The sequence below is a fragment of the Streptomyces sp. BK208 genome (genome assembly GCF_004364245.1).
GTDB lineage: Bacteria > Actinomycetota > Actinomycetes > Streptomycetales > Streptomycetaceae > Streptomyces.
The window spans coordinates 780,807-801,908 of sequence record NZ_SOAV01000001.1; the positions used below are offsets into that span (position 1 = coordinate 780,807).

At 74.6% G+C, this 21,102-nt stretch carries 18 protein-coding genes; 8 read left to right on the forward strand and 10 right to left on the reverse strand.

The genetic code is table 11. From position 1 onward, the window contains the following. Positions 1 to 61: 61 nt before the first annotated feature. Genes EV562_RS03515 through EV562_RS03530 form a run of 4 tightly spaced genes read left to right on the forward strand, consistent with a single transcriptional unit; the run spans position 62 to position 4,758 of the window. The gene (locus EV562_RS03515) at positions 62 to 1,204 is read left to right on the forward strand and encodes a polyprenyl synthetase family protein (protein ID WP_166661541.1); all 1,143 of its coding nucleotides are present in this window, start codon (positions 62 to 64) and stop codon (positions 1,202 to 1,204) included. Then, positions 1,201 to 2,769: a phytoene desaturase gene (locus tag EV562_RS03520; protein ID WP_133885133.1), complete on the forward strand. Its 1,569-nt coding sequence runs from the start codon at positions 1,201 to 1,203 to the stop codon at positions 2,767 to 2,769. Before EV562_RS03515 ends, EV562_RS03520 begins: the two co-directional genes overlap by 4 nt. Beyond that, positions 2,756 to 3,751: a phytoene/squalene synthase family protein gene (locus EV562_RS03525; protein ID WP_133885134.1), complete on the forward strand. Its 996-nt coding sequence runs from the start codon at positions 2,756 to 2,758 to the stop codon at positions 3,749 to 3,751. The genes EV562_RS03520 and EV562_RS03525 overlap by 14 nt, the downstream gene beginning before the upstream one ends. Beyond that, entirely contained in the window at positions 3,748 to 4,758 is a 1,011-nt protein-coding gene (locus EV562_RS03530) for a DUF5914 domain-containing protein (RefSeq protein WP_133885135.1), read from the forward strand. Before EV562_RS03525 ends, EV562_RS03530 begins: the two co-directional genes overlap by 4 nt. 119 nt (positions 4,759 to 4,877) lie before the next feature. Here EV562_RS03530 and EV562_RS03535 read toward each other — a convergent pair whose 3' ends face one another. The 3 genes from EV562_RS03535 to EV562_RS03545 form a co-directional block, all read right to left on the reverse strand. Then, the gene (locus EV562_RS03535) at positions 4,878 to 6,455 is read right to left on the reverse strand and encodes an FAD-dependent oxidoreductase (RefSeq protein ID WP_133885136.1); all 1,578 of its coding nucleotides are present in this window, start codon (positions 6,453 to 6,455) and stop codon (positions 4,878 to 4,880) included. Between the two features lie 420 nt (positions 6,456 to 6,875). Further along, entirely contained in the window at positions 6,876 to 8,126 is a 1,251-nt protein-coding gene (locus EV562_RS03540) for an NAD(P)/FAD-dependent oxidoreductase (protein WP_133885137.1), read from the reverse strand. Between the two features lie 231 nt (positions 8,127 to 8,357). Then, positions 8,358 to 9,362 (reverse strand): MerR family transcriptional regulator, encoded by a 1,005-nt coding sequence (locus EV562_RS03545; RefSeq protein ID WP_133885138.1) that lies wholly within the window; start codon positions 9,360 to 9,362, stop codon positions 8,358 to 8,360. 163 nt (positions 9,363 to 9,525) lie between these two features. Here EV562_RS03545 and EV562_RS03550 point away from each other — a divergent pair, with 163 nt between their 5' ends. The 4 genes from EV562_RS03550 to EV562_RS03565 all read left to right on the forward strand — a co-directional run bounded on the left by EV562_RS03550 (position 9,526) and on the right by EV562_RS03565 (position 12,882). Continuing rightward, positions 9,526 to 10,152 (forward strand): sigma-70 family RNA polymerase sigma factor, encoded by a 627-nt coding sequence (locus EV562_RS03550; protein WP_133885139.1) that lies wholly within the window; start codon positions 9,526 to 9,528, stop codon positions 10,150 to 10,152. Between the two features lie 110 nt (positions 10,153 to 10,262). Further along, positions 10,263 to 11,096: a DUF4397 domain-containing protein gene (locus tag EV562_RS03555; RefSeq protein WP_133885140.1), complete on the forward strand. Its 834-nt coding sequence runs from the start codon at positions 10,263 to 10,265 to the stop codon at positions 11,094 to 11,096. A 128-nt stretch (positions 11,097 to 11,224) separates the two neighbouring features. Then, on the forward strand, positions 11,225 to 11,638 hold the full coding sequence (locus EV562_RS03560) for a hypothetical protein (protein WP_133885141.1): 414 nt from the start codon (positions 11,225 to 11,227) through the stop codon (positions 11,636 to 11,638). Between the two features lie 206 nt (positions 11,639 to 11,844). Next, on the forward strand, positions 11,845 to 12,882 hold the full coding sequence (locus EV562_RS03565; protein WP_133885142.1) for a substrate-binding domain-containing protein: 1,038 nt from the start codon (positions 11,845 to 11,847) through the stop codon (positions 12,880 to 12,882). Between the two features lie 85 nt (positions 12,883 to 12,967). On the opposite strand, the gene EV562_RS03570 is transcribed toward EV562_RS03565, so the two are convergent. The 7 genes from EV562_RS03570 to EV562_RS03600 form a co-directional block, all read right to left on the reverse strand. Continuing rightward, positions 12,968 to 13,678: a sulfite exporter TauE/SafE family protein gene (locus tag EV562_RS03570; protein ID WP_133885143.1), complete on the reverse strand. Its 711-nt coding sequence runs from the start codon at positions 13,676 to 13,678 to the stop codon at positions 12,968 to 12,970. Continuing rightward, positions 13,675 to 15,102, reverse strand: coding sequence for an amidohydrolase family protein (locus tag EV562_RS03575; protein WP_133885144.1), 1,428 nt, complete (start codon positions 15,100 to 15,102; stop codon positions 13,675 to 13,677). The genes EV562_RS03570 and EV562_RS03575 overlap by 4 nt, the downstream gene beginning before the upstream one ends. Continuing rightward, positions 15,099 to 16,454 (reverse strand): uracil-xanthine permease family protein, encoded by a 1,356-nt coding sequence (locus EV562_RS03580; protein WP_243859956.1) that lies wholly within the window; start codon positions 16,452 to 16,454, stop codon positions 15,099 to 15,101. Before EV562_RS03580 ends, EV562_RS03575 begins: the two co-directional genes overlap by 4 nt. Positions 16,455 to 16,927: 473 nt before the next feature. Next, the gene (locus EV562_RS03585) at positions 16,928 to 17,674 is read right to left on the reverse strand and encodes a class I SAM-dependent methyltransferase (protein ID WP_133885145.1); all 747 of its coding nucleotides are present in this window, start codon (positions 17,672 to 17,674) and stop codon (positions 16,928 to 16,930) included. A 612-nt stretch (positions 17,675 to 18,286) separates the two neighbouring features. Further along, positions 18,287 to 18,886, reverse strand: coding sequence for a GNAT family N-acetyltransferase (locus tag EV562_RS03590; RefSeq protein ID WP_133885146.1), 600 nt, complete (start codon positions 18,884 to 18,886; stop codon positions 18,287 to 18,289). A 98-nt stretch (positions 18,887 to 18,984) separates the two neighbouring features. Further along, positions 18,985 to 19,926 carry a hypothetical protein gene (locus EV562_RS03595; RefSeq protein WP_133885147.1) on the reverse strand — a complete coding sequence of 314 codons (942 nt, stop codon included), beginning with the start codon at positions 19,924 to 19,926 and terminating at the stop codon, positions 18,985 to 18,987. 4 nt (positions 19,927 to 19,930) lie between these two features. Next, positions 19,931 to 21,034, reverse strand: coding sequence for a C40 family peptidase (locus tag EV562_RS03600; protein WP_133885148.1), 1,104 nt, complete (start codon positions 21,032 to 21,034; stop codon positions 19,931 to 19,933). Between the last annotated feature and the right edge of the window lie 68 nt (positions 21,035 to 21,102).

Consider the following 21,102-nt stretch of genomic DNA (forward strand, 5'->3'; position numbering starts at 1 on the left):
TGGCGGGGCGCCCGGCGGAAGCACTGCCGTGCGGACGACCAAGAGTGAGAAGGGGTTGTGCATGCCTGGACTGCCGCCGATGGTGGCCCCACCGGCCGATCTCGTCGACGACCCTGTCACCGCGACCGGCGCGGCGAGCGCCGTGGACGTCGTCCTCGCGCGGGTTCTCGACGAACGACTGCGTGACGCCCGTGCCGTGGACCCGGTCTTCGCCCGGGAACTGGCCGGCCGCCTCGCCGCGCTCGCCGAGCGGGGAGGCAAACGCCTGCGCACCGCGTTCGCCCTCTGCGGCTGGCGCGCCGCGGGTGGCTCGGGAGACGCGACAGCCGTCCTGCGCACGGGAGCCGCCCTCGAACTGCTCCAGGCCTGCGCCCTCGTGCACGACGACGTGATGGACGGCTCGGTGCAGCGCCGCGGCGCACCGGCGCTGCACGTCGAACTCGCCCGGGGACACTGGGCCGCGGCCATGCACGGCTGTGCGGAGTCCTTCGGCACGTCGGCCGCGGTCCTCGCCGGTGACTTGGCTCTGGCCTGGGCGGACGACCTGCTGACCGAGACGGCGCTGGGTACGCCGCACGGCCGGCGCCTGCACGAGGAGTGGCGGGCGACGCGCACCGAGATGGTCGCCGGGCAGTACCGCGATCTGCACGCGCAGGCCACCCGGTCCTCGGGCGTCGACGAGGCCTTGAGCATCGCCACCCTGAAGAGCGCGCTGTACACCGTCGCCCGGCCCCTCGCGCTGGGAGCGTCGCTCGCCGGAGCCGACGAGCGGGTCCTGGAGGCGCTGCGGGAGGCCGGCCGGTGCGCCGGGCTGGCCTTCCAACTGCGCGACGACCTCCTGGGTGCCTTCGGCGACCCCGCTCGGACCGGCAAGCCGGCCGACGACGACCTGCGCTCACGCAAGCTCACCTACCTCCTCGCCGTCGCCGTCCGGCTCGCCGACACCGCCGGTGACCGCCACGCCGCCGCGGTGCTCGCCCCGGACGCGGACTCGGCGTCCGAGAAGGCGGTGCGGCGGATGCGGGCCGCGCTGCGGCGCACCGGCGCCCGGGACCTGGTGGAGTCGAAGATCGGGGAGCTGACGGACCTGAGCCGTACGCACTTCGAGCGCGCCGGTGCACCCCTCGCCGTGCGGCACGAGTTCGCGGCGCTGGTCGGCCGCGCGACAGGTGTGGCCCGGCACGGCGGGGAGGGGGCCGCGTGAAGAGGGTGCCGGGACGGACCGATCATGTCGTCGTGGTGGGTGCCGGGCTGTCCGGGCTGGCCTGTGCCCTGCACCTGCTGGGCGCGGGCCGCCGCGTCACCGTCGTCGAACGGGACGCCGGTCCCGGCGGCCGGGCAGGCCGGGTGCGGCTGGGCGGCTACGAGCTGGACACCGGGCCCACCGTGCTGACCATGCCGCACCTGGCCGACGAGGCTTTCGCCGCGGTCGGGGACAGCCTCCACCGCCGTGTCGAGCTGACGGCCCTGGACCCGGCCTACCGGGCCTGCTTCGCGGACGGTTCCTCGCTCGACGTGCACACCGACGGTGACGCGATGGAGGCGGAGGTGCGCCGCTTCGCCGGACCGGTGCAGGCGGCCGGCTACCGGGACCTGCGGCTGTGGCTGGAGCGTCTGTACCGGGTGCAGATGCGCCGTTTCATCGACACGAACTTCGACTCGCCCCTCCAGCTGCTGCATCCGGACCTGGCCCGGCTGGCGGCGCTGGGCGGTTTCGGGCGGCTGGACGGCCGTATCGGCCGCTTCCTGTCCGACGAACGCCTGCGCCGCGTCTTCTCCTTCCAGGCGCTGTACGCCGGGGTGGCCCCGGCCCGCGCGCTCGCGGCGTACGCGGTGATCGCGTACATGGACACCGTGGCCGGCGTCTGGTTCCCGAAGGGCGGCATGCACGCCCTGCCCCGCGCCATGGCCGACGCGGCGGCGGACGCCGGTGCCGAACTGCGCTGGGACGCCGAGGTGAGCACGCTGGAACGTTCGGCGGGCCGGGTGCGGGCGGTGCGGCTGTCCTCCGGCGAGCGCATCCCCTGCGACGCGGTGGTGCTCACGTGCGAGCTGCCCGCCGCCTACGGACTGCTGGGCCGGTCCCCCCGGCGGCCGGCCCGGCTGCGTCACTCGCCGTCCGCCGTGATCCTGCACGCGGGCACCGACCGTACCTGGCCGCACCTCGCCCACCACACCGTCTCCTTCGGTGCCGCGTGGGAGCGGACCTTCGACGAGCTGACCCGCACCGGCGAGCTGATGAGCGACCCCTCCCTCCTGATCACCCGTCCCACCACGCACGATCCCGCCCTGGCACCCCCGGGACGCCACCTCCACTACGTCCTCGCCCCGTGCCCCAACACCGCCGTCGGGCCCGGTGCCACCACGTGGCGGGAGCTGGGCCCGCGCTACCGCGACCGCCTGGTCGGCGAGCTGGAGCGGCGGGGCCTGGACGGCTTCGCCGACAGTGTCCGGGAGGAGCTGCTGGTGACGCCGCTCGACTGGGCGAGGCAGGGGCACGCGGCCGGCAGCCCCTTCTCGGTCTCCCACACCTTCGCCCAGACCGGACCGTTCCGCCCGCGCAACCTCGTGCGAGGGCTGGACAACGTGGTGCTCGCCGGGTGCGGGACCACTCCGGGTGTCGGTGTCCCGACCGTCCTCATCAGCGGCAAGCTGGCCGCCGCGCGCGTCACCGGCGCCGTCGGCCCCGGGCTCGGACGGCGTCACTTCACGGCGGTGCCCGGCACCTCTTCCCTCCCGGCCCCGGCGGGTGCCGATGACCCGTCGTGAACTGGACGCGGCCGGGATCACCGACCCCGCGCTGCGCGCCGCCTACGCCCGGTGCCGACAGCTCAACGCGCGCCACGGCAAGACCTACTTCCTGGCCACTCGCCTGCTGCCCCTGGAACGGCGCTCCGCCGTGCACGCCCTGTACGGCTTCGCCCGCTGGGCGGACGACATCGTGGACGACCACGACCGCCACCGCGAACCGGAGGAGCGCGAGAGGCTGCTGCGCCGTCTGGAGGGCGACCTGGCCGACGGGCTGCGCACCGGAGCGGGCGCCGAACCGGTGGTCCGGGCCGTCGCGGACACCGCCGCCCGTCACCGTATCGATCACGCCCTCTTCGGCGACTTCCTGTCCTCCATGCGTGCCGACCTGACCGTCACCCAGTACCCCACGTACGCCGATCTCCAGAGGTACGTGCACGGTTCGGCGGCGGTGATCGGCCTGCAGATGCTGCCCGTTCTCGGCACGGTCACGCCCCGCGAGGAGGCGGCCCCGCACGCCGCCGCTCTCGGCGTGGCGTTCCAGCTCACCAACTTCCTGCGCGACGTGGGCGAGGATCTCGACCGCGGCCGCGTCTACCTGCCCGGTGATCTGCTGGCCGCGCACGGTGTGGACCGGCCCCTGCTGGAGTGGAGCCGTCGCACCGGGCGGCGCGATCCCCGGATCCGCGCCGCTCTCGTCGCCGCGGAGGCCATGACACGGGACGTGTACCGGACGGCGGAGCCGGGCATCGCCATGCTCGATCCGCGGGTGCGGCCGTGCATCCGTGCCGCGTTCGTCCTGTACGGCGGGATTCTCGACGCGATCGCCGAGCAGGACTACACCGTGCTGCACCGACGCGCCGTGGTCCCGCGGCGTCGCCGGGCGGCGACGGCCGCGGCCGGTGTGCTGCGGGTGGCCGGTGCCCGGTGGCGTGCGCGCGCCCCGCTGCGAGGGGTACCGGCGGATGACCGGGGAGTCGAGTGGAAGGGATCGGTGCGGTGAGCGGTCGAAGGGGCGGCGAGCGGTGGTCGCCGCCGTTGCGGCGGCGGAGGCCCGGCCCGGACTGGGCGGCACAGACACCGACGTGGCGCCAGGCGCGCCCGGCGCTCATCGCCGACGCGCTGAAGCGGGCGTCCGCCCGTCCGTCCGGCAACTGGTTCGTCGTCGGTGCCTCCCGGGACGTGCGCGCGGGTGGCCGCCCGTTCGGCCGGACGGTCGGTGGCGTGGAGGTGGTGCTGTGGCGCTCGGCGGACGGAGGGCTCCGAGCCGGCCCGGGTATCTGTCCGCACCTGGGCGCCCCGCTGCGCGACAGCCGGGTGGTGTGCGGCACTCTGGTCTGCCACTGGCACGGCCTGGCCCTGGACGGTTCACCGTCCGCCGGCTGGCGGCCGTTCCCCGTGCACGACGACGGCGTACTGGTCTGGGTGCGGCTGGACGAGGTGGGGGGTGAGGAGCCGGGCGAGCGGCCTGCGGTGCCCGCCCGGCCTGCGACGGGCCGTGGCGTGGACGCGGTGTTCACGACGGTGGGGCGGTGCGAACCTCAGGACGTGGTGGCCAACCGGCTCGATCCGTGGCACGGCTCCTGGTTCCACCCGTACTCGTTCGTCGACCTGACGGTGGTGCGGGAGCCGACGGGCGGCGAGGACGACGCCTTCGTCGTCGACGTCTCGTTCCGGGTGGCGGGACGGCTCGTGGTTCCGGTGCGGGCCGAGTTCACGGCGCCGGGGCCGCGCACGGTCGTCATGCGCATCACCGACGGCGAGGGCGCCACGTCCGTCGTGGAGACGCACGCGACGCCGCTGACCGGGCGGGATCACGCGCGTCCGCGCACCGCCGTGGTCGAGGCGGTCGTCGCCTTCTCGGACCGCCCCGGCTTCGCACTGGCCCGGGCCGCCGCCCCCGTGCTGCGCCCGCTCATGCGCCGTACGGCCGGGCGCCTGTGGCACGACGACCTGGCCTACGCCGAACGGCGCTGGACGCTGCGCAGCACGGGCCGCTTCCCCGGCTGACGGGGCGCCTGCCGGCCCGCCCCCGGGTCCGTCCAGCACCGTCCGGGCCTGCCCCGGGTCCGTCCGGCGCCGTCCGGGCAGGCGCGTGGCGGCGGCAGAGGGGAGCGCGAACGCAGACCCTAGTGGCGCCGCGCGAAGGCTCCGAGCGCCCGGAGTACTGGTGAGCGGCCCGTCCTGGGGACCGTCCACAGAATCTGGCCGCGCACTCCCCGGTCGGCGAGCAGGGCGTTCGCGGCGAGGAAGCCGGTGGTGGCGGCCCGTTCCATGAGGGCGACGGGCAGGTCGCAGCGGATACCGTCGCCGGCCAGCGTCAGCCACGGGTGGGGAGTGCGCACGCCCGGGCGCCGGCGGTGGGAGCCGACCTCGAACAGGGGGCAGTCCGAGCGCCACTCGTGCCGGGCGTCGACGACGCTCGCCCCGCACGTCTCCGGGTACACCTGGTGCAGCCGGTCGACGAGTCCGTCCTGCACGGCCTTCGGTTCGGCCGCCGGGTCCACGGCGTAGGCGTGCAGTTCCACGACCGAGCCCCCGGTCCGCGCGGCCCAGCGGGCGGCCTCCCCCTCGTACCGCTCCAGGACGCTGACGTTGTCGAGCCCGCCGTAGCCGCTGGTGCCGAGGAAGCCGGGCCGGTCGGCGCGGACCGGGCGGTCCAGCCAGAGCCGGGAGACCAGGAACGGCGGCGCGGTGCGCAGGGCGGCGACGTCGTCGCGCCACGCGGACGTGCCCAGGCCCGGTGACGCGGCGACGGCCTGTCGCAGCGCCGCGGCGTCGAGGGCGAGCACCACCGCCTCGTGGCGGTCGGTACCGGTGTCGGTGTGCACGTCCGCTCCCCCGTCCACGTCCGCTCCCCCGCCCTCGCGGGGACGGACCGCGTGCACGGGCGTGCCGGTGCGCACGTCGGCTCCGAGGCGCTGGAGGTAGTCGTGCAGCGGGTCCCACAGCGCCTGGGGGAAGGGTTCGCCCGGTACGTCGAAGAGCAGGCCCTCGGCCGATCCGAGGAAGTAGATGTGGAACATCAGCAGGAGTTCCGCGGCGGACAGGCGGCGCGGGTCGGCGAAGAAGCTGCGGGAGAACACCTCGAAGGCCAGGTGGTGTGCGGCCTGGGGAAAGCGCACGCCCTCCAGGAACCCGGTGGCGGTGACGGTGTCGAAGCGTTCGTAGACCTCGGGCACGCGCACGTCGAGGAGCGGGAGTGCGGCCCGCGCGTCCATGGCGGCGAGGTCCCGCCATCCGAAGGTGGGGCTGAGGGCGACGAAGCCGAGCGCGCTGAAGGGCGGGGTCCTCGGGACGCGGGCGAAGCTGTCGGTCAGGCCGCCGCTGTGCCGCAGGGGGTAGTCGGGCAGCGGAGTGAGGCGTTCCAGGCCGGGATCCGTGCGGCGGAGCAGGCCTCGCAGGTTGTAGTACTGACGGAAGAAGGCGTGGAATCCGCGGGTCATGGTCACGGGGGTGCCGTCCAGCAGCGTGGTGCGCCGGCCGGAGAGCCTGCCGCCGAGGGAGTCGTCCTTCTCGTAGAGCGTGACGCGGGCACCGCGTTCGGCCAGCAGGGTGGCCGCGGCCAGACCGGCGATGCCACCGCCGATCACCGCGACGGACGGCTCGTCCCCGGCTCGGAATCGCGCCGCGCCGGGTGCGGGGAGGAGGATCTCGGCCTTGCGGTCGCGGCCCCGGCGGGCTGCGGTGGTGCGGCGGGCGGTCACTGGGCGCGCTCCCTTGTCGTGGTCGGTCCGCCGCTGCGGGCGGGGAAGGCGTGCACGACGCCCGTACGCCGTCCGGCGACGGCGACGGGGACGACACGCACCGGGGCCGGGCCCTCTCGCGCAAGGCGGGTGGCGAATGCCGGGCCGGTGCCGGAGGAGACGACGCGGGGCCGGAGACGACGGTGGACCCGAGCGCGGCGGTTCGGCGGTCCGGCGGTGACCGGACCTCCGGGTGCTCCGATGGGGCCGGCCGCCGGGATACGTGCGCCGGCCGCCGGGACACGCGGCCCCGTCAGTTCCACGCCTCTCCCCCGATCACGGTCGCGTCGTCCGCCGTTCGTCGTGTGTCCGGGACGACTCGTCGTGTGTTCGCGACGACTGCCGTCCCTGGATGCGGTCGGCACCGTCTCCGTCGCGGCGTCATCCTTCCGGTCCCAGGTCGGCCATGACCTCGCGCGCGGCGCGCGTCCCGGACGCCAGGGCGCCCTGGACGGAGCCGGTCGCGCGGTGGTCCCCGCAGACGTGTCTGCCGGGGCCGAGGCGTGTGGTGCGGCTCAGCGGCCAGGGCGGCGGCATCGCCGGCAGCGCGCCCTCGACCGTGCGGGCGGCGACCTGTCGCCAGTCGCTCGTGTCGGTGCCGTACAGCTCGGCCAGGCGCCGGAGCACCGCCTGTGCCCGGCCGGGCGGGTCCGTGCCCAGTACGGAGGTGGAGACCAGGGCGGTGCCGGGCGGTGCGTAGGAGGGGGCGACCTCGCTGATGACGCAGGTGTTGAGGACGGCCCCGGTGCTGTCCACCATCAGGGTCGGTTCGGCCATCGGTGACCGGTCGGTGGCGTGGTGGTAGGTGGTGACGGTGCGGGTGTCCGGCACGGTCAGGTCCGGCAGCAGCCGGGCGGCGGCCGCCGGGTCCGTCGCCACCACGACGGCCCGGGCCGGCACCTCGGTCCCGTCCCCGAGCAGCACCCCGGTGTCGGTGATCTCCGCGACGGGTGTGCCGAGGCGCAGGACGCCGTCCGGCAGGCCGTCGGCGAGCTGGGCGGGCACGGCGCCGATGCCTTCCGCGGGCAGGCACAGGGTCCCGCGGACCATGCTCCGCCAGACCAGGTGGAAGAACCGGGCGGAGGTCTCCAGCCGGTCCTCCAGGAACACACCGGACAGGAACGGCCGCAGGATGTCGGAGATCGCGGCGTCCGAGAGTCCCGCCCGGGACAGGGCTGCCGAGGTGGAGCCGTCGGGGCGGCGTCTGACCGCCGCCGCGGGCAGCAGGCCGTCCCGGGCGGTGAGCACCGCCAGGGCGGCCAGATCGCGGGCCGACAGCGCCCGGCCGGGCACCAGCGTCCCTGCCGCGCGGGGCTCCCTGGTCGGATCGGCGAGGCGGACGAGCCCGGCCGGGGTGTGCGAGAGCACCCCGGCGGTGAACGGACGCAGGCGCAGGCTCCTCAGCGCCAGACGCCTCTTCACCTGTGGATACGAGGTGTTGAACACCTGGAAGCCGCGGTCCAGGAGGAATCCGTCCCGCCGGTCCGTGCGCATCCGGCCGCCCACGCCGTCGGATGCCTCCAGCAGAGCCACCCGCCGTCCGGCGCGGCACAGGTCCAGGGCGCACGCCAGGCCGGCGAGTCCGGCACCGACGACGACGGCGTCCGGTGTCCGGTGGTGTTCGTCGCTCATGCTTCTCCTCGGTCGACGCCGTGTCCGTGGCGCCCGGTCCAGAGGCCGTCCGCTCGGCCTCTCCGCCCCGGCCGGTACCCGCGACCGGCCGGCGCGGACCGGTGCCGGGACCCGGTGCGGGCGCGGCGCCAGCCCGCCGGGGGCGACGCGGCCGCGGCCACCGGTTCAGCGGACCACGTCCCGCGGCCGATGCCCGCGCGCCACGACCAAGCGCTCTCGGACGACCACACGTCACGGCGACATCGCGGACTCCAGGGCGGTGAGCGCTTCGGCCAGTCCCGACGGACGCGCCAGGCCTGCCACCGCCTGCCCGGCCCAGCCGGGGCCCAGGGTCAGCACGGCCGGCCTGCGCCGAGCACCGCGCACCCCCCACTCCATCGCGGCCACGTGGCGGGCCAGCGGCCGGCTGGCGGTGGTGCGGGACTGCGCCCACAGGCCGACCGCGGCCGGCCCGGTCCTGCGCACCGCCGCGACGAGCGACTCGACGGGCAGGGCACCGCCGAACATCCGCACCGGGACCCCTCGTTCCGTCAGGGCCGCGGACAGGACCTCCAGCGGAAGGGTGTGGTTCTCCCCGGGCACACAGGCGAGCACCGTGGTCGCGCCGGGACGGTCCGCGACCGTGCGGGGGGTGGCGCGCCGGAGCGCCCCGGAGACGTGCCAGGACAGGAAGTGCTCGACCTCGACGTACTTCTCGCCCGACGTCTCCCATTTGCGGCCGACGGCCTGGAGCGTCGGTACGATCACCTCGGTCCAGGCGGTGACCAGTCCGTGTTCGGCGATCGCGGCGAGCAGCAGTTCGTCCAGGACGGCGGCGTCCAGCCGCAGTGCGGCTCTGGCGATTCCCCGGCACTCCTGACGTACGTCGCCGAGTCGCAGGCCGCTCCCCGCCCGGCTCCGGTGCGGGGTCGCCGGACGTGGTGGCCGGGCGGCGCCACGGGAGGGAACCGGCGCCGGCGACTGTTCGCTGCGCGCGAGCCGTGCCGCCTCGGCCGGTGGCAGCCCGGTCGCGGTCAGGGCGCACATCCGCTCGAGCCGCGCCACGTCCGTGGCCGTCCAGCGCCGGTGCCTGCCGCCCGTGTGCGCGGCCGGCCCGAGCCCGTACCGGCGGTCCCAGGTGCGGACCGTGGTGGGCGCCACCCCCAGCCGCCGCGCGACCTCGCCGGTGGTCAGCCCGCCTCCGCGCGGCCCGTTCTCGCCGGCCGGGTCCGCACCGTCTTCCGTCTGTGCGCTCACATCCCCACTGTACGACGCACAAACGACGCATGTTGCTTGCGTCGCTTAGGGCCTCCAACACTGGGACCGAGCGCACGGCAGCCGTTCGGGGCAGACCGGCGGACCTGCCGTTCGGCGGACGGCCCCTTCCGTCCCCGTACGGCGCACGGCAGGAGGAACGGCCATGAACACGTCCATCCGTCCGACCACCACCGCCGTCCCGCCCGTGGAGGAGACGCGGTACGAGGAGGAACTGGCCCGTGGCCTCGCCGGCGCCGACGAGGAGGCGTTCGCGGCCATCTACCGGCGCTGGGGCTCCCTCGTGCACACCATGGCGACCCGGTCGCTGGGCGACGCCCATGAGGCCGAGGACGTGACCCAGCAGGTCTTCGTCGGCGCCTGGCGCGGCAGGCACGGCTTCCGGCCCGAACGGGGCGCGCTCGGCGCCTGGCTCGTCGGCATCACGCGCCGTAAGATCGTGGACGCGCTGGCGGCCCGGACACGCCGGCTGTCGCTGATCGAGTCGGCCGCGCAGGACGCCGCACCCGCACGGCTCGTCCAGCAGGCACCGGACGAGATACTCGACCGCGTACTGCTCGTCGACGCGATGTCGCGGCTGCCGCGCGCTCAGCGAGAGGTGCTGTGCATGGCCTTCTACGAGGACCTGACACAGGTTCAGATCGCCGAGCGCACCGGTGTTCCGCTGGGCACGGTCAAGAGCCACGCCCGCCGTGGCCTGCATCGGCTGCGCACGGCCGTCGATCGGGGCGACCCGGGCGTTCCGAGCGACACGGGCGCCACGGGCATCTGACCGGGCCGAAGAAGTGGTGCCGAGAGCGCATCCACGGCACGGCCCACCCGCGAAACCCCGTTGAGACTCCGCAGCAGACAGCGAGAATCCCCCATGGAGGGGTGATCCACATGACCTCCAGGACCATCATCGCCACCGCCGCTTCGGCTGGGGCCTGCGCCCTGGCCCTCGGCGTGGCCGCACCCGCCGCCACGGCCGCTCCCGGACAGGCACAGGGGACGGGCACGGTCTCCGTCTTCCACGGCATCCCCGGCATGACCGTCGACGTGTACGCCAACGGCGACAAGCTGCTCAGCGACTTCAAGCCCGGCACGGTGACCGATGCCCGGTCCCTCGACGCGGGGACGTACGACATCGAGATCTTCCAAGCCGGTCAGGGACCCGACGGGACACCGGCGCTGGAGAAGCAGGTGAAGGTGACCGACGGCGGCAACGCCACCGTCGCCGCCCATCTCTCCGCCACCGGCAGGCCCGAGCTGACGGCGTTCACCAACGACGTCTCGAAGGTGGACGCCGGCAAGGCACGCCTGACGGTCCGCCATGTCGCGGCCGCGCCCGCCGTGGACGTACGGGCCGGCGGGCAGCCCCTCTTCAACGGCCTGACCAACCCCCACCAGGACGCCGCGTCCGTCGACGCCGGCACCGTGAACGCGGACGTCGTCCTCGCCGGTACGGACAAGGTGGCCATCGGGCCGGCCGACCTCGACCTCCAGGAGGGCACGAGCAACGTCGTCTACGCCTGGGGCAGCGCGGCCGACAAGAACCTGGCCCTGGCCACCCAGACCCTGAGCGGAACGGGGACGACGCCTCAGGCGGTGCACGCGGGCGCCGTCGGCGCCGCACCGAACTCCGCCGAGCAGTGGCTGGCCTGGGCCGCCGCGGCCGGAGCGGTCACGGTGACCGGCGCCCTGCTGGTCCACCGGGCCTCCGCCCGGCGTGGCTGACCCCGGCCGGCGGGTGACCGGAGCGGCGACGACGGCCGCCGCTCCGGCGCACGTCCGCGCAGTTCCGGGACCGGTCCCGCCGCGTTTTCGAGCACCGGACGACCGAGTCCGAGACACAGGAGGGCGCAGTGGGCCACGTGGACCCGTCGCACCTGATGGAGCTGGCACTCGGTCACACGGGCGGAGAGGACGACGACGGCGCCCTGCGGCACGTCGCGTCGTGTTCGCGCTGCCGCGGTGAACTGCTGCGCATGACCCGGGTGGTGACCGCCGCGCGCGGCGCGCAGGTGCCGGATCTGCCGGTGTCCCCGCCCGAGCGCGTATGGCAGCGCATCGCCCGGGAAGCGTTCCGGACCGACGACGGGCTGCCGCGCCCGCGCAAGCACTCCCCTCACTCGTACGTCGGCCGGCCGGCCGGCAGCGTCCGGCGCCGGCGGGCGACCGGCACCGGGAGGCGCGCGGGGCTCCTCGCCCTCGCTGCGGCCGTAGCCGTTCTGCTGCGCCGGTGGCTGCGGACAAGCACCGGCCGCGACCTCGCCTGACCGACGCCCCGACCGGCGACGCCGGCCTTCACGATGACGCCACGTGCCCCGAAAGCCTGCTCATCCCTTCTTCAGCAGCCTGGTCGGGAGCGGTGGCCGCCGCCGTACCGGCCGCAGGCGGCTCGGGGACCCTGATCCCACACCGACGGGGCGTCGGCGAAGATGGGGGCGTCCACCGTCCACGCCAGCGAGGAGTCTTCGCGCAGATGGCCACTTCCGCCCCTGGTCCGAGGCCGCCGACGATCGCCGACGTCGCGCGCGTCGCCGGTGTCTCGCGCACGACCGTGTCGCACGCCCTGAACGGACTGGGCAAGGTCGATCCGCGGACCCGGGAGCGTGTCCGGCAGGCCGCGGCGGAGCTGGGATACCGGCCCAACCTGCGGGCGCAGCGGCTGCGGCGAGGGGAGGCGAAGGCCATCGCGCTCGCCTCCTCGATGCCGTTCGCGGTGGCGGGCGGGCCCTCGCGGCTCGGCTTCTACATGGAGGTCGCGGCGGCCGCCGCGGAGAGCGCCCTGCTGCACGACTACGCCCTCGTACTGGTGCCGCCCGTGCAGTCGGGTTCGGCGCTGTACTCCGTGGACATCGACGGGGCCATCGTGGTCGAGCCGGAGGTGGACGACGCGGCCGCCGCCCAGTTGCGCGAGCGGGGACTGCCGTACGTGGCGCTGGGCCGGCCCGTGTCGCCCGACGAGGACGCCCCCTACGTCGATCTGCGCGGCGGCCCGGTGGCGGAGCTGCTGCTCGGTCACCTGCGTGAGCAGGGGGCGCGGCGCCCCGCGCTGATCGTCGGCGCCGGTTCCCGCCACTCGTCCGTCGACGCGCTCGCGGCCTACGAACGGGCCGCCGACCGGTACGGCTGGGAGCCGGTCGTGGCGCGCGTCGCGGAGTCGGGCGGTGAGCGGGCCGGGTACGACGCGTGTGCCGCCCTGCTCGCCGAGCACCCTCGGACCGACGCGGTCTGCGCGCTCGTCGATGCCTTCGCGGTCGGTGCGGTGCGCGCGGTCCGGGACAGCGGGCGGACCGTACCGGACGACGTCATGGTCGTCACCCGCTACGACGGGCTGCGCGCCCGCACCTGCGAGCCGCCGCTGACCGCGGTCGACCTGCACCTGGACCGTGCCGCGTCCGACGCGGTGGAGCTGCTCCTGGCCCGGCTCCGCGGGGACACGGCCACCGCGTCCGTGACGGCGCCCCCGCCGCGGGTGATCGTCCGCGCGTCGTCGGCACGGGTGACCGGCGCCTGAGGAGCGGCGGGGGCCGGACCACCCCTTCCGGGCAGGCTCCCGGAAGCGGGGACCTGCCCGGGGCGAGGCGCCGGGCCGCGGGGCCTCAGAGCCCCAGCATCAGCACCAGCCCCGACACCAGGGCGAAGACCAGGACGAACAGGCGCATCCTGCGGGCGTCCAGGCGGTGGTGGACCAGGCGGCTGAGCCAGGCGCCGACGGCGATGGCCGGGAGGAGCAGGGCCGCCCGGCCCAGTTCGACGGGGGCGGCCTTTCCCGTCGCGAACAGCAGGACCAGGGAGGCCACCTCGCCGACGAGGAAGCAGGCGGCGACCGTCGAGCGGAGTTCGGCGGGCGGCCGGTGCTGGTAGACCAGCGCGAGCGGCGGGCCGCCCACCCCGGTCGCGGTCTCGGTCAGTCCGGTGACCGCGCCCGCGCCGACGTACGCCGCCCGCCCGGGAGCGAACGTGGGGGCGGCGAGGCTGACGACGGCCGCGAGCACCGTGGAGACGCCCACGAAGAGACCGAGGTCGCGTTCCGGGATCAGCCAGAGCAGGGCCAGCCCGGCCGGCGTGGCGGCGAGTCTCGCCCCGGTGATCCAGCCGGCGCCGCGCAGGTCGAGCGACGCCCGTTCGCGCCAGGCGACGTACAGGTTGAGCGGGATCATCGACGCCAGGACGAACACCGGGACCAGGCCGGGATCGACGAACCCGGCGACGGGTGCGACGATCAGCGCGAAGCCGAGTCCGCTGCTGCCCTGCACGAAGGCGGCGACGGCCACCGCCACGGCGAGTACCGCCAGCATCTGTGCGCTCAACGCCGTGCACTCCCCTTCCGGCCCCGGTCGAGTGCCCGGGCCGCCGTGGACGTGGGGTGCACCCGGGTGACGCCGGCCCCGGCGACGGCGGCGCGGGCCAGTCCGGCCGCCCGCTCGACCAGTGCGGCCCCGTCCCAGCCGGTGGGCCGCCCCTGCCACATCCGCAGGCTCCCGGCGACGAACACGGCGGTGATCTGGTCCCGGTTGCCGCGCCGGACGAGTTCCCACGGCAGGTCCCACGACAGGGCCAGTTCCGGGGTGTCGACGTCGACGAGCAGGAAGTCCGCCGCCTTCCCCCGTTCCACGGTGCCGGTGACGGCGCCCAGGCCGACGGCGTCCGCTCCCCCGTGGGTGCCGCGCTCCAGCCAGGTCCACCCGGCGCCGCACGACGAGTCGCCGGTCGCCAGTCCGTACGCGAGCCGCTGGGCGAACTCCGCGGCGTCGGCGAGCCGGAAGCCGTCGCCGCGGGTGCCGTCGGTACCCGTACCGAAGCGCACGCCGCGCTCGGCCATGGCCGTGGCGGGCGCGACCGCGTTGCCCTTCCAGGCGCTCGCCACGGGGTTGTAGCTGACGGCGGTCCCCGTGTCGGCGAGCAGGGTCAGCTCGCGCGGGGTGAGGAGCGTGGCGTGCGCGGCGAGCAGCTGGGGGCCGAGCGCGCCGACCCGGTGCAGGTGCTCCAGGGGCCGCAACCCGTGCCGTACCAGGGAGCGTTCCACGCCGGCGAGGTGTTCGTTGACGTGGATCTGGACGACGGCTCCCGCTTCCGCCGCCATGCGGGCCGTGGCGCGCAGGGTGGGTTCGGTGGCCGCCTCGGGGATGGACACGGCCAGGGAGGGGTGTACGAGGGCGTCGCCGGTCCAGCGGGCGAGGTGCTTCTCCGCGCTCTCCAGGACGGCCGGATCCGCGGTGCCGTCCTGACCGTCCGGGCCGTCCGCGTCGTTGCAGACCAACCCGAGTACGCAGCGTATCCCGGCGTCTCGCGCGGCCGAGGCGACCACGTCCACGTCGACGTCGGCGCGGGTGCCGGCGTCGGCGACGGTGGTGAAGCCGCCGCGCAGGGCTTCGAGCGCCGCCAGTTTGGCCGCCGTGTAGGCCGACTCCTCGTCCAGCGCGCCCTCCAGCGGTACCCAGACCCTCCGGAAGATCTCGGAGGGCTCCCCGAAGGCGAGTGCGGCGCCGAAGCTCTGGGTGAGGTGGTGGTGGGCGTCGACGAAGCCGGGCATCAGCAGGTGGCCGGGCATGGGGACGGCGTCCAGATGCGGGTGGCTGCGGGCCAGTTCGTCCGCCGGGCCCACGGCGGCGAAGCGGCCGTCGTCGACCACGACCGCCCAGCCGTCGACGGGGCCTTCGGGCAGCAGCACCGAGCCCGGTACGAGCAGGATCGGGCCGGGGTGGGCGAGGGCGTCTCGGGCGGGTCGGTTCATCGGTCGCTTCCTGTGCGCGGTGTGGTCAGGCGGGCGACGACGCCGGGCCTGACGTGGTGGAAGAGGAGGTTGAGGACGACGGCCGTGAACGTGCCGACGGCGACGCCGCTTTCCAGGAGGATGCGGACGTTCGGCGGGAAGCCCCCGTACACGCCGGGGACGAGGATGGGCAGCAGCCCGAGGGCGAGGGCGACGGCGCAGACGAACGTGCTGGTGTGCCGGTCGAGGTCGGACCTGCCGAGCATCTGGACGCCGAGCACGGTGATGACGCCGAAGACGACCATGGCGGTGCCGCCGACGACCGGGGTGGGGATCACGCTGATCGCGCGGGTGACGGGGGCGAGGACGCCGATCGCGACGAGTACGGCGCCCGCGGCGGCGGTGACGAAGCGGCTGCGCACGCCGGTCACGCGGACGATGCCGATGTTCTCGCCGCTGGTGACCATGAGCGGCAGTCCGAAGAAGCCGCCGAAGAGCGAGGTGAGCGCGTCGCCGCGGACGGTTCTGGGCACGTCGGTCCGGGCGTCGATCCGCTTGCCCACGGCCTCGGCGTTGATGACGGTCTGGCCGGTGGCCTCGGCCATGGAGGCCAGGGTGTACAGCATCAGGGGCAGCGCGGCGACGAGGTTGAACTGGGGCGAGCCGAAGGGCATCAGGTGCGGCAGGTTCACCAGGCCGCCGCCCATCGCGTCGGCGCCCGTCCCGTCGACCGCGCCGGTCACGGCCGCGAGGACGGCACCGGCCAGCAGGCCGAGCATCACGGCGAGTTGGCGCAGGATGCCGGTGAAGAACAGGTAGAAGACGACGGTGAACCCGATCGTGGCCAGGCCGAGGCCCAGATCGCCGGGGTCGGCGAAGCCGGGCGAGCCGGGCTGGCCGGTGACGAGCACGGCACCGACCTTCACCAGGTTGACGCCGACGATGACGATCATGGTGCCGATGACGAGGGCGGGGAAGTACGCGAGGAGCCGGGAGAAGAGGGGCAGCACGACGAAGGTGAACACCGCCGTGAGGATCACCGCGCCGGTGGCGGTACGCAGGCCGTGCTGTTCGGCGATGGCGAGGAAGAGGATGAGCGGCGCCCCGCCCGGCAGCATCACGAACGGCAGGCGGGGCCCGAACTTCCAGAAGCCGAGCGACTGGACGAGGGAGCCGGCGCCGGAGAGCACGAACGCCGCCGAGAGCAGGTCGACGGTGAGGGCGGTGCCGAGACCGAGGGTGGCGCTCATCAGGAAGATCGCCGAGATGGGGGTCGCGGCCATGACGAGGACGTGCTGGACGCCGAAGAGCAGGATCCGGCCGAGCGGACGCGCCTCGTCCACGGGGTGCACCTTGTCCCGCGCCTCGTCCACGGGGTGCACCTTGACCCGGTCGTCGTCCTCACCGGCCGGGAACGGAGCTACGGCATCGGCCGGGGACGGGGGGCGGGGCTCGGGGTCGTGCGGGGCGGGGGCGGGCGTCGGTAGCGGGGCTGCCGGAGGGTGGTTCTGACGGGGAGTGGACACGTTTCGGGGCTCCGTTCGGGCATACGGGCACGTTCGGATTCTCAGCCGCGATCCGGCCCTGGACGGAGAGCCAAATCGATTTGGCCAAATCGATTTGGCCGCCAGTATGCGGAGCCTCGCACCCGGCGTCAAGGTCGAGGGCGGCCGCCCGTTCTCCACGGCGCCCGGGACGGACGCCGTACGACGGACGCCGTACGAGGGGGACCATACGGACGACCGGGACGGGCCGCAGGAACGGGTCGCGGCACGAGCGCCGTACGGGCGGGAGCCGGTGCTCGGCCCCCGCCCGCGGGTCGGTCCGGGAGACGCGGACCGGGAGGTCAGCGCTTCATGAGGGCGAAGACTCCCCAGCCGAGGTACTCACGTCCGTAGCGCGCGTAGCGGGCGGGCTCGGTGTTCAGCTCGTCCCGTACCTCGGCGGCGAGTTCGTCGTCACCGTTCCGATCGAGCCAGCGGCGCATGGTGAGCCACTGGGCGGCGACGTAGCGGTCCCAGTCGTCCTGGTCGGCGAGCGTCATCTCCACGACGTGGTACCCGAGTTCCCGGAACCGCTCGATCAGCCCGGGCAGGGGCAGGAAGTCGGCGGCGGAGGCGGCGTGGCAGGCCCGGGCGGTCGCCTCGTCCGGAGGGGTCCGCCGCCAGTAGGGCTCGCCGATCAGCGTCATGCCTCCGGGGCGGAGGCTGCGGTCGAGCAGTTCGGCCGTTCCGGCGACGCCGTCGCCGATCCACGTGGCGCCGACGCAGGCGGCCAGATCCACCGGCTCGTCCGCCACGTGACCGGCGGCGTCACCGTGCACGAACTCGACCCGGTCCGTGACGCCGAGTTCGGCGGCGCGGGCCCTGGCCCGCTCGGTGAACACCGTGCTGATGTCGACCCCGGTGCCGGTGATGCCCAGGTCACGCGCCCAGGTGCAGAGCAACTCGCCCGAGCCGCAGGCCAGGTCGAGCACCCGTGTCCCGGGGGCGAGGCGGAGGGATTCACCCAGGGCGGCGAGCTTGCCGGCGGTCAGTGGATTGTGGATCCGGTGACCGCTCTCGCGGATGGTGAAGATGCGGGGAAGGTCCATGATCTGATTCCTCACTGTCATGCCTCGGAGTGCGGGGACTGCCGGGAAGCGCGCACCGGGCACGCGAGGGGACGGCCGCGTCGGGCGGCCCGGACGCGGGCGGCCGGGGGGATGACGCGTCCGGGAGGAGGGGGAACGGACGGGTGTGGAGCGACTTGACGCGACAAGGTGGAGACCCTTGAACGGGGGCCCCGCCGGACGCAGGCGTGCCGTTGACACTCCTCGGCGGGAGGAAGGCAGGCGAGGGTCAGGACGAGGCCCGGGAGGTGAGGATGGTCCGGGCACCGCACACGGCGGGCGTCTCGGCGACAGTCATCGACACACCTCCTCGGATCTCCGTGAGCGAACGATCTTCACTCGGCCGCCCACGGTAGCACCGCCCGTGGAACGTCGGCGCGAACAGTCGTTGACAAGTGCGCCGCCCTACCCGAATCCTGGCATGCGCACGTTCACAGCAGGCGCCACGCACCACGCGGCGTGCACCCCGCACCACGCACCCCGCGCCCGCACCCCCCGACCGTCACACCGTCTTCAATCGGAAGGACACGGCATGGCGCAGAAGATCGAGATCCGTCCGCTGGACAAGAAGGAAACCACCGGCGACAGCAACAGTCAGGGCGCCTGAGGCGTAGGGCGTGGTCCGGCGCCGTCGCGGCGCCAGACCATGCTCTGCCCGGCCTCCGCCGGCGTCTGCGGCTCGTCCGGTTCGACGCGGAGCAACCGGTACCCCAGCCGGGGCGGGATCTCCGCGCTGCGGACGTTGGCCCGGTCGCAGTGGATCTCCATCGCCTCGATGCCGGGCAGCCGGAGGCCTTCCTCGGTCAGCGCGGCCGCCGCCCGGGTGGCGAGTCCGCGGCCGGTGGCCGGGGAGCAGACCCAGTAGCCGATCTCCAGGACGCCCGCCCCGCCGTTCGGGAACATCGCGCCCCCGCCGATCACCGCGTCGAGGCGGTCCGGCGGCGTGAGCACGTAGACGAACGACCGGCCCGCGTCCCAGTCCGCGTCCTGTTCGGCGCGGAACCTCTCCGTCTCCTCCCGGGTCGGCGGATGCCGGGCCCAGCGCAGCCACTTGCCCAGGTGCTCGACGTCGGCGGCGACCGCGTCGATGAACGCGGCGTCGGGCACCAGCGAGCGCCGTCGCAGTACGGAACCGTCCGGCAGGGTGATGTTCTCGCGCGGAAGCCTGGAATCGGAAAGGGTGCCCTCGGTCATGTCTGCATCCTGGCCCACCCGGCCCGGCACCTGAAGAGGGCCGTCGTGCCGAGGCCCCGGCGGTCCTCCGACGGGGCGCCCGCCTCGGGGAGCCACCCTCAGGCGGGCTGTCCCGGAGAGGAGCGGCCGGCCCGTCGGGTGAAGCGCCGCAGTCCGCGGCGGGTGGGCTTGAGGGGCTTGTCCTCGGGCGCGACCGGCGCCGCTTCCGGGGACGGCGCCGTGCCGGGGCCCGCGGTCAGGGCCGCGGGCGCCGACGACCGGGTGACCGGGCGGCCGCCCTGGGCGAGCCGGCTCCGTACGGCCTGGGCCATGGCCTGGTGGGCCGGCTCCCGCAGCAGGCCCGCCGAGGACAACCGCTCCCACATGTGCAGGAGTTCCTGTCCCCGGGTGGCCACCTGGCCCTCGTCCCACAGCCGTTGCCACGCCGCGGTGGCGCGGGCCACGTCGGGGGCGGCCCGGTTCAGGTCGGTGCGGCAGCGGATGCGGGCGACGGTCAGCGCCAGGACGGTGGAGAGCATGTGGTCGCCGCGCAGGTACGCGAGGTACGCCTCGATCGCCCTGGCCTCCAGGGAGAGTTCGTCCTCCGCGCCGCGCCGCAGCGTGAGGTGCTCCCGCAGGGCACTGGCGAGGACGAACGCGGCGTGCAGTTCCTCGCGCTGCGCGTGCTGGATGATGCGCTCGACGCGGGCGAGCGGGGGGAAGCCGGCCTCTTCCGCTGCGGTGCGTTCACGGCCGGGCGGCAGGTCGTCCTCGTCGGCGATGGTCCGGCTCGACCCGTCGGGGTGCACCCGCAGCCGCGCCACCTGCTGCACGGTGCGGTCGATGACGGTGGCAGCGACCGGCGCCCCCAGCGTGCGGGCGAACATGGCGACGGCGTCGAGGATGGCCTCGTTGGGCGGCCGCATGCCGCCCATCTCCAGCAGGTGACCGTTGACCACCGTCGATCCGTCCTCGGCCACGTAGGCGTCGAGGCGGATCAGCGGCTGGGCACCGAGCGCGGGCAGGTTCCCCTCGTCACGGGGGGTCAGCGAGTGGGTCATCGGCTCATACTCCGGGACGTACGACGCCGAGGACGGGCATGGAGGCGGCCGGCGCGGTGGTGATGCTGCGGCCGGGCCGCGGTGCGTGGACGATCTGTCCGCCTCCGATGTACATGCCCACGTGGGTGGCGTCGTTGAAGTAGATGATCAGGTCTCCGGGGCGGGCGGAGGAGAGGCTGACGCGGGTGAGGCCGGCCCACTGCGCCTGCGAGGTGCGCGGGACGGGGTGCCCGGCGGCGGCCCATGCCGCGGAGGTGAGTCCGGAGCAGTCGTACGAGGACGGACCCACCGCTCCCCACACGTACGGCTTGCCGATCTGCGCCATGGCGAAGCCGACCGCCTTGCCCGCGGCGCCGCTGACCTGCGTCCCGCCGCCCGGCGCCGCCCGCTTGCCCTTCCCCTTGCCCACCGAGCCGCCGGACGGGCCACCGGACTGCGTCCACCTGGCCTCGGCCTGCTTCGCCCGCTCCCTTTCCAACCGGGCCAGTCTGCGGGTCTGTTCCTCCTCGAGTCCCGCCTCGATCCGCTCGGCCGCGGAGATCTTCTTCTCGATCTTCTGCTTGGCCGATGCCTTGTCCGCGCGGCTGCGCTTCAGTTCCCGCAGTTCCTTCGCGGCGGCGTCGGTCTGCTCGCTCAGCTTCTCGCGGGCGGTCTTCTGTGTCTCGGAGACGTTGACGAGGCCGCGCATGGCCTGGCGGGCCTGGGAGGCCTCGTCGAGGGCTCCCTCCGGGTGGTCGCCGAGCAGCAGCTGGATGCCGGTGGCGGCGAGGTCGCCGCCGCGGTACTGGGTGCGGGCGGCCGCGCCGGCGAGGTCGCGCAGGTCCTTCACCCGCTGCTCGGCCCGGGTCAGGTCCTTGCGCAGGGTCGTCAGCCGCTTCTCCTGCCCGGCCGCCTTCTCGTTCGCCGCGTTGTACGCCTCGGTGGCCACCTCCGCCTCGCGGTAGAGGCCGTCCAGTTCGCTGCGGATGTCCTCGATCGACTTGTCGGTGTGCGGATCGGGTTCGCTCGGGGCCGCGTGACCGGGGCCGGGCGACAGGACGATCGCGCAGACGAGGGCTGCCGTGACACCCCGACTCCGTAACCGTCTGCCGCCGGTCGACACGTTCATGAACTCCACTCTCAGAGGTCGCGTGCGGGCGCGGCCCGGGCGGACGGCTGCCGCCGCGACTGTCACCG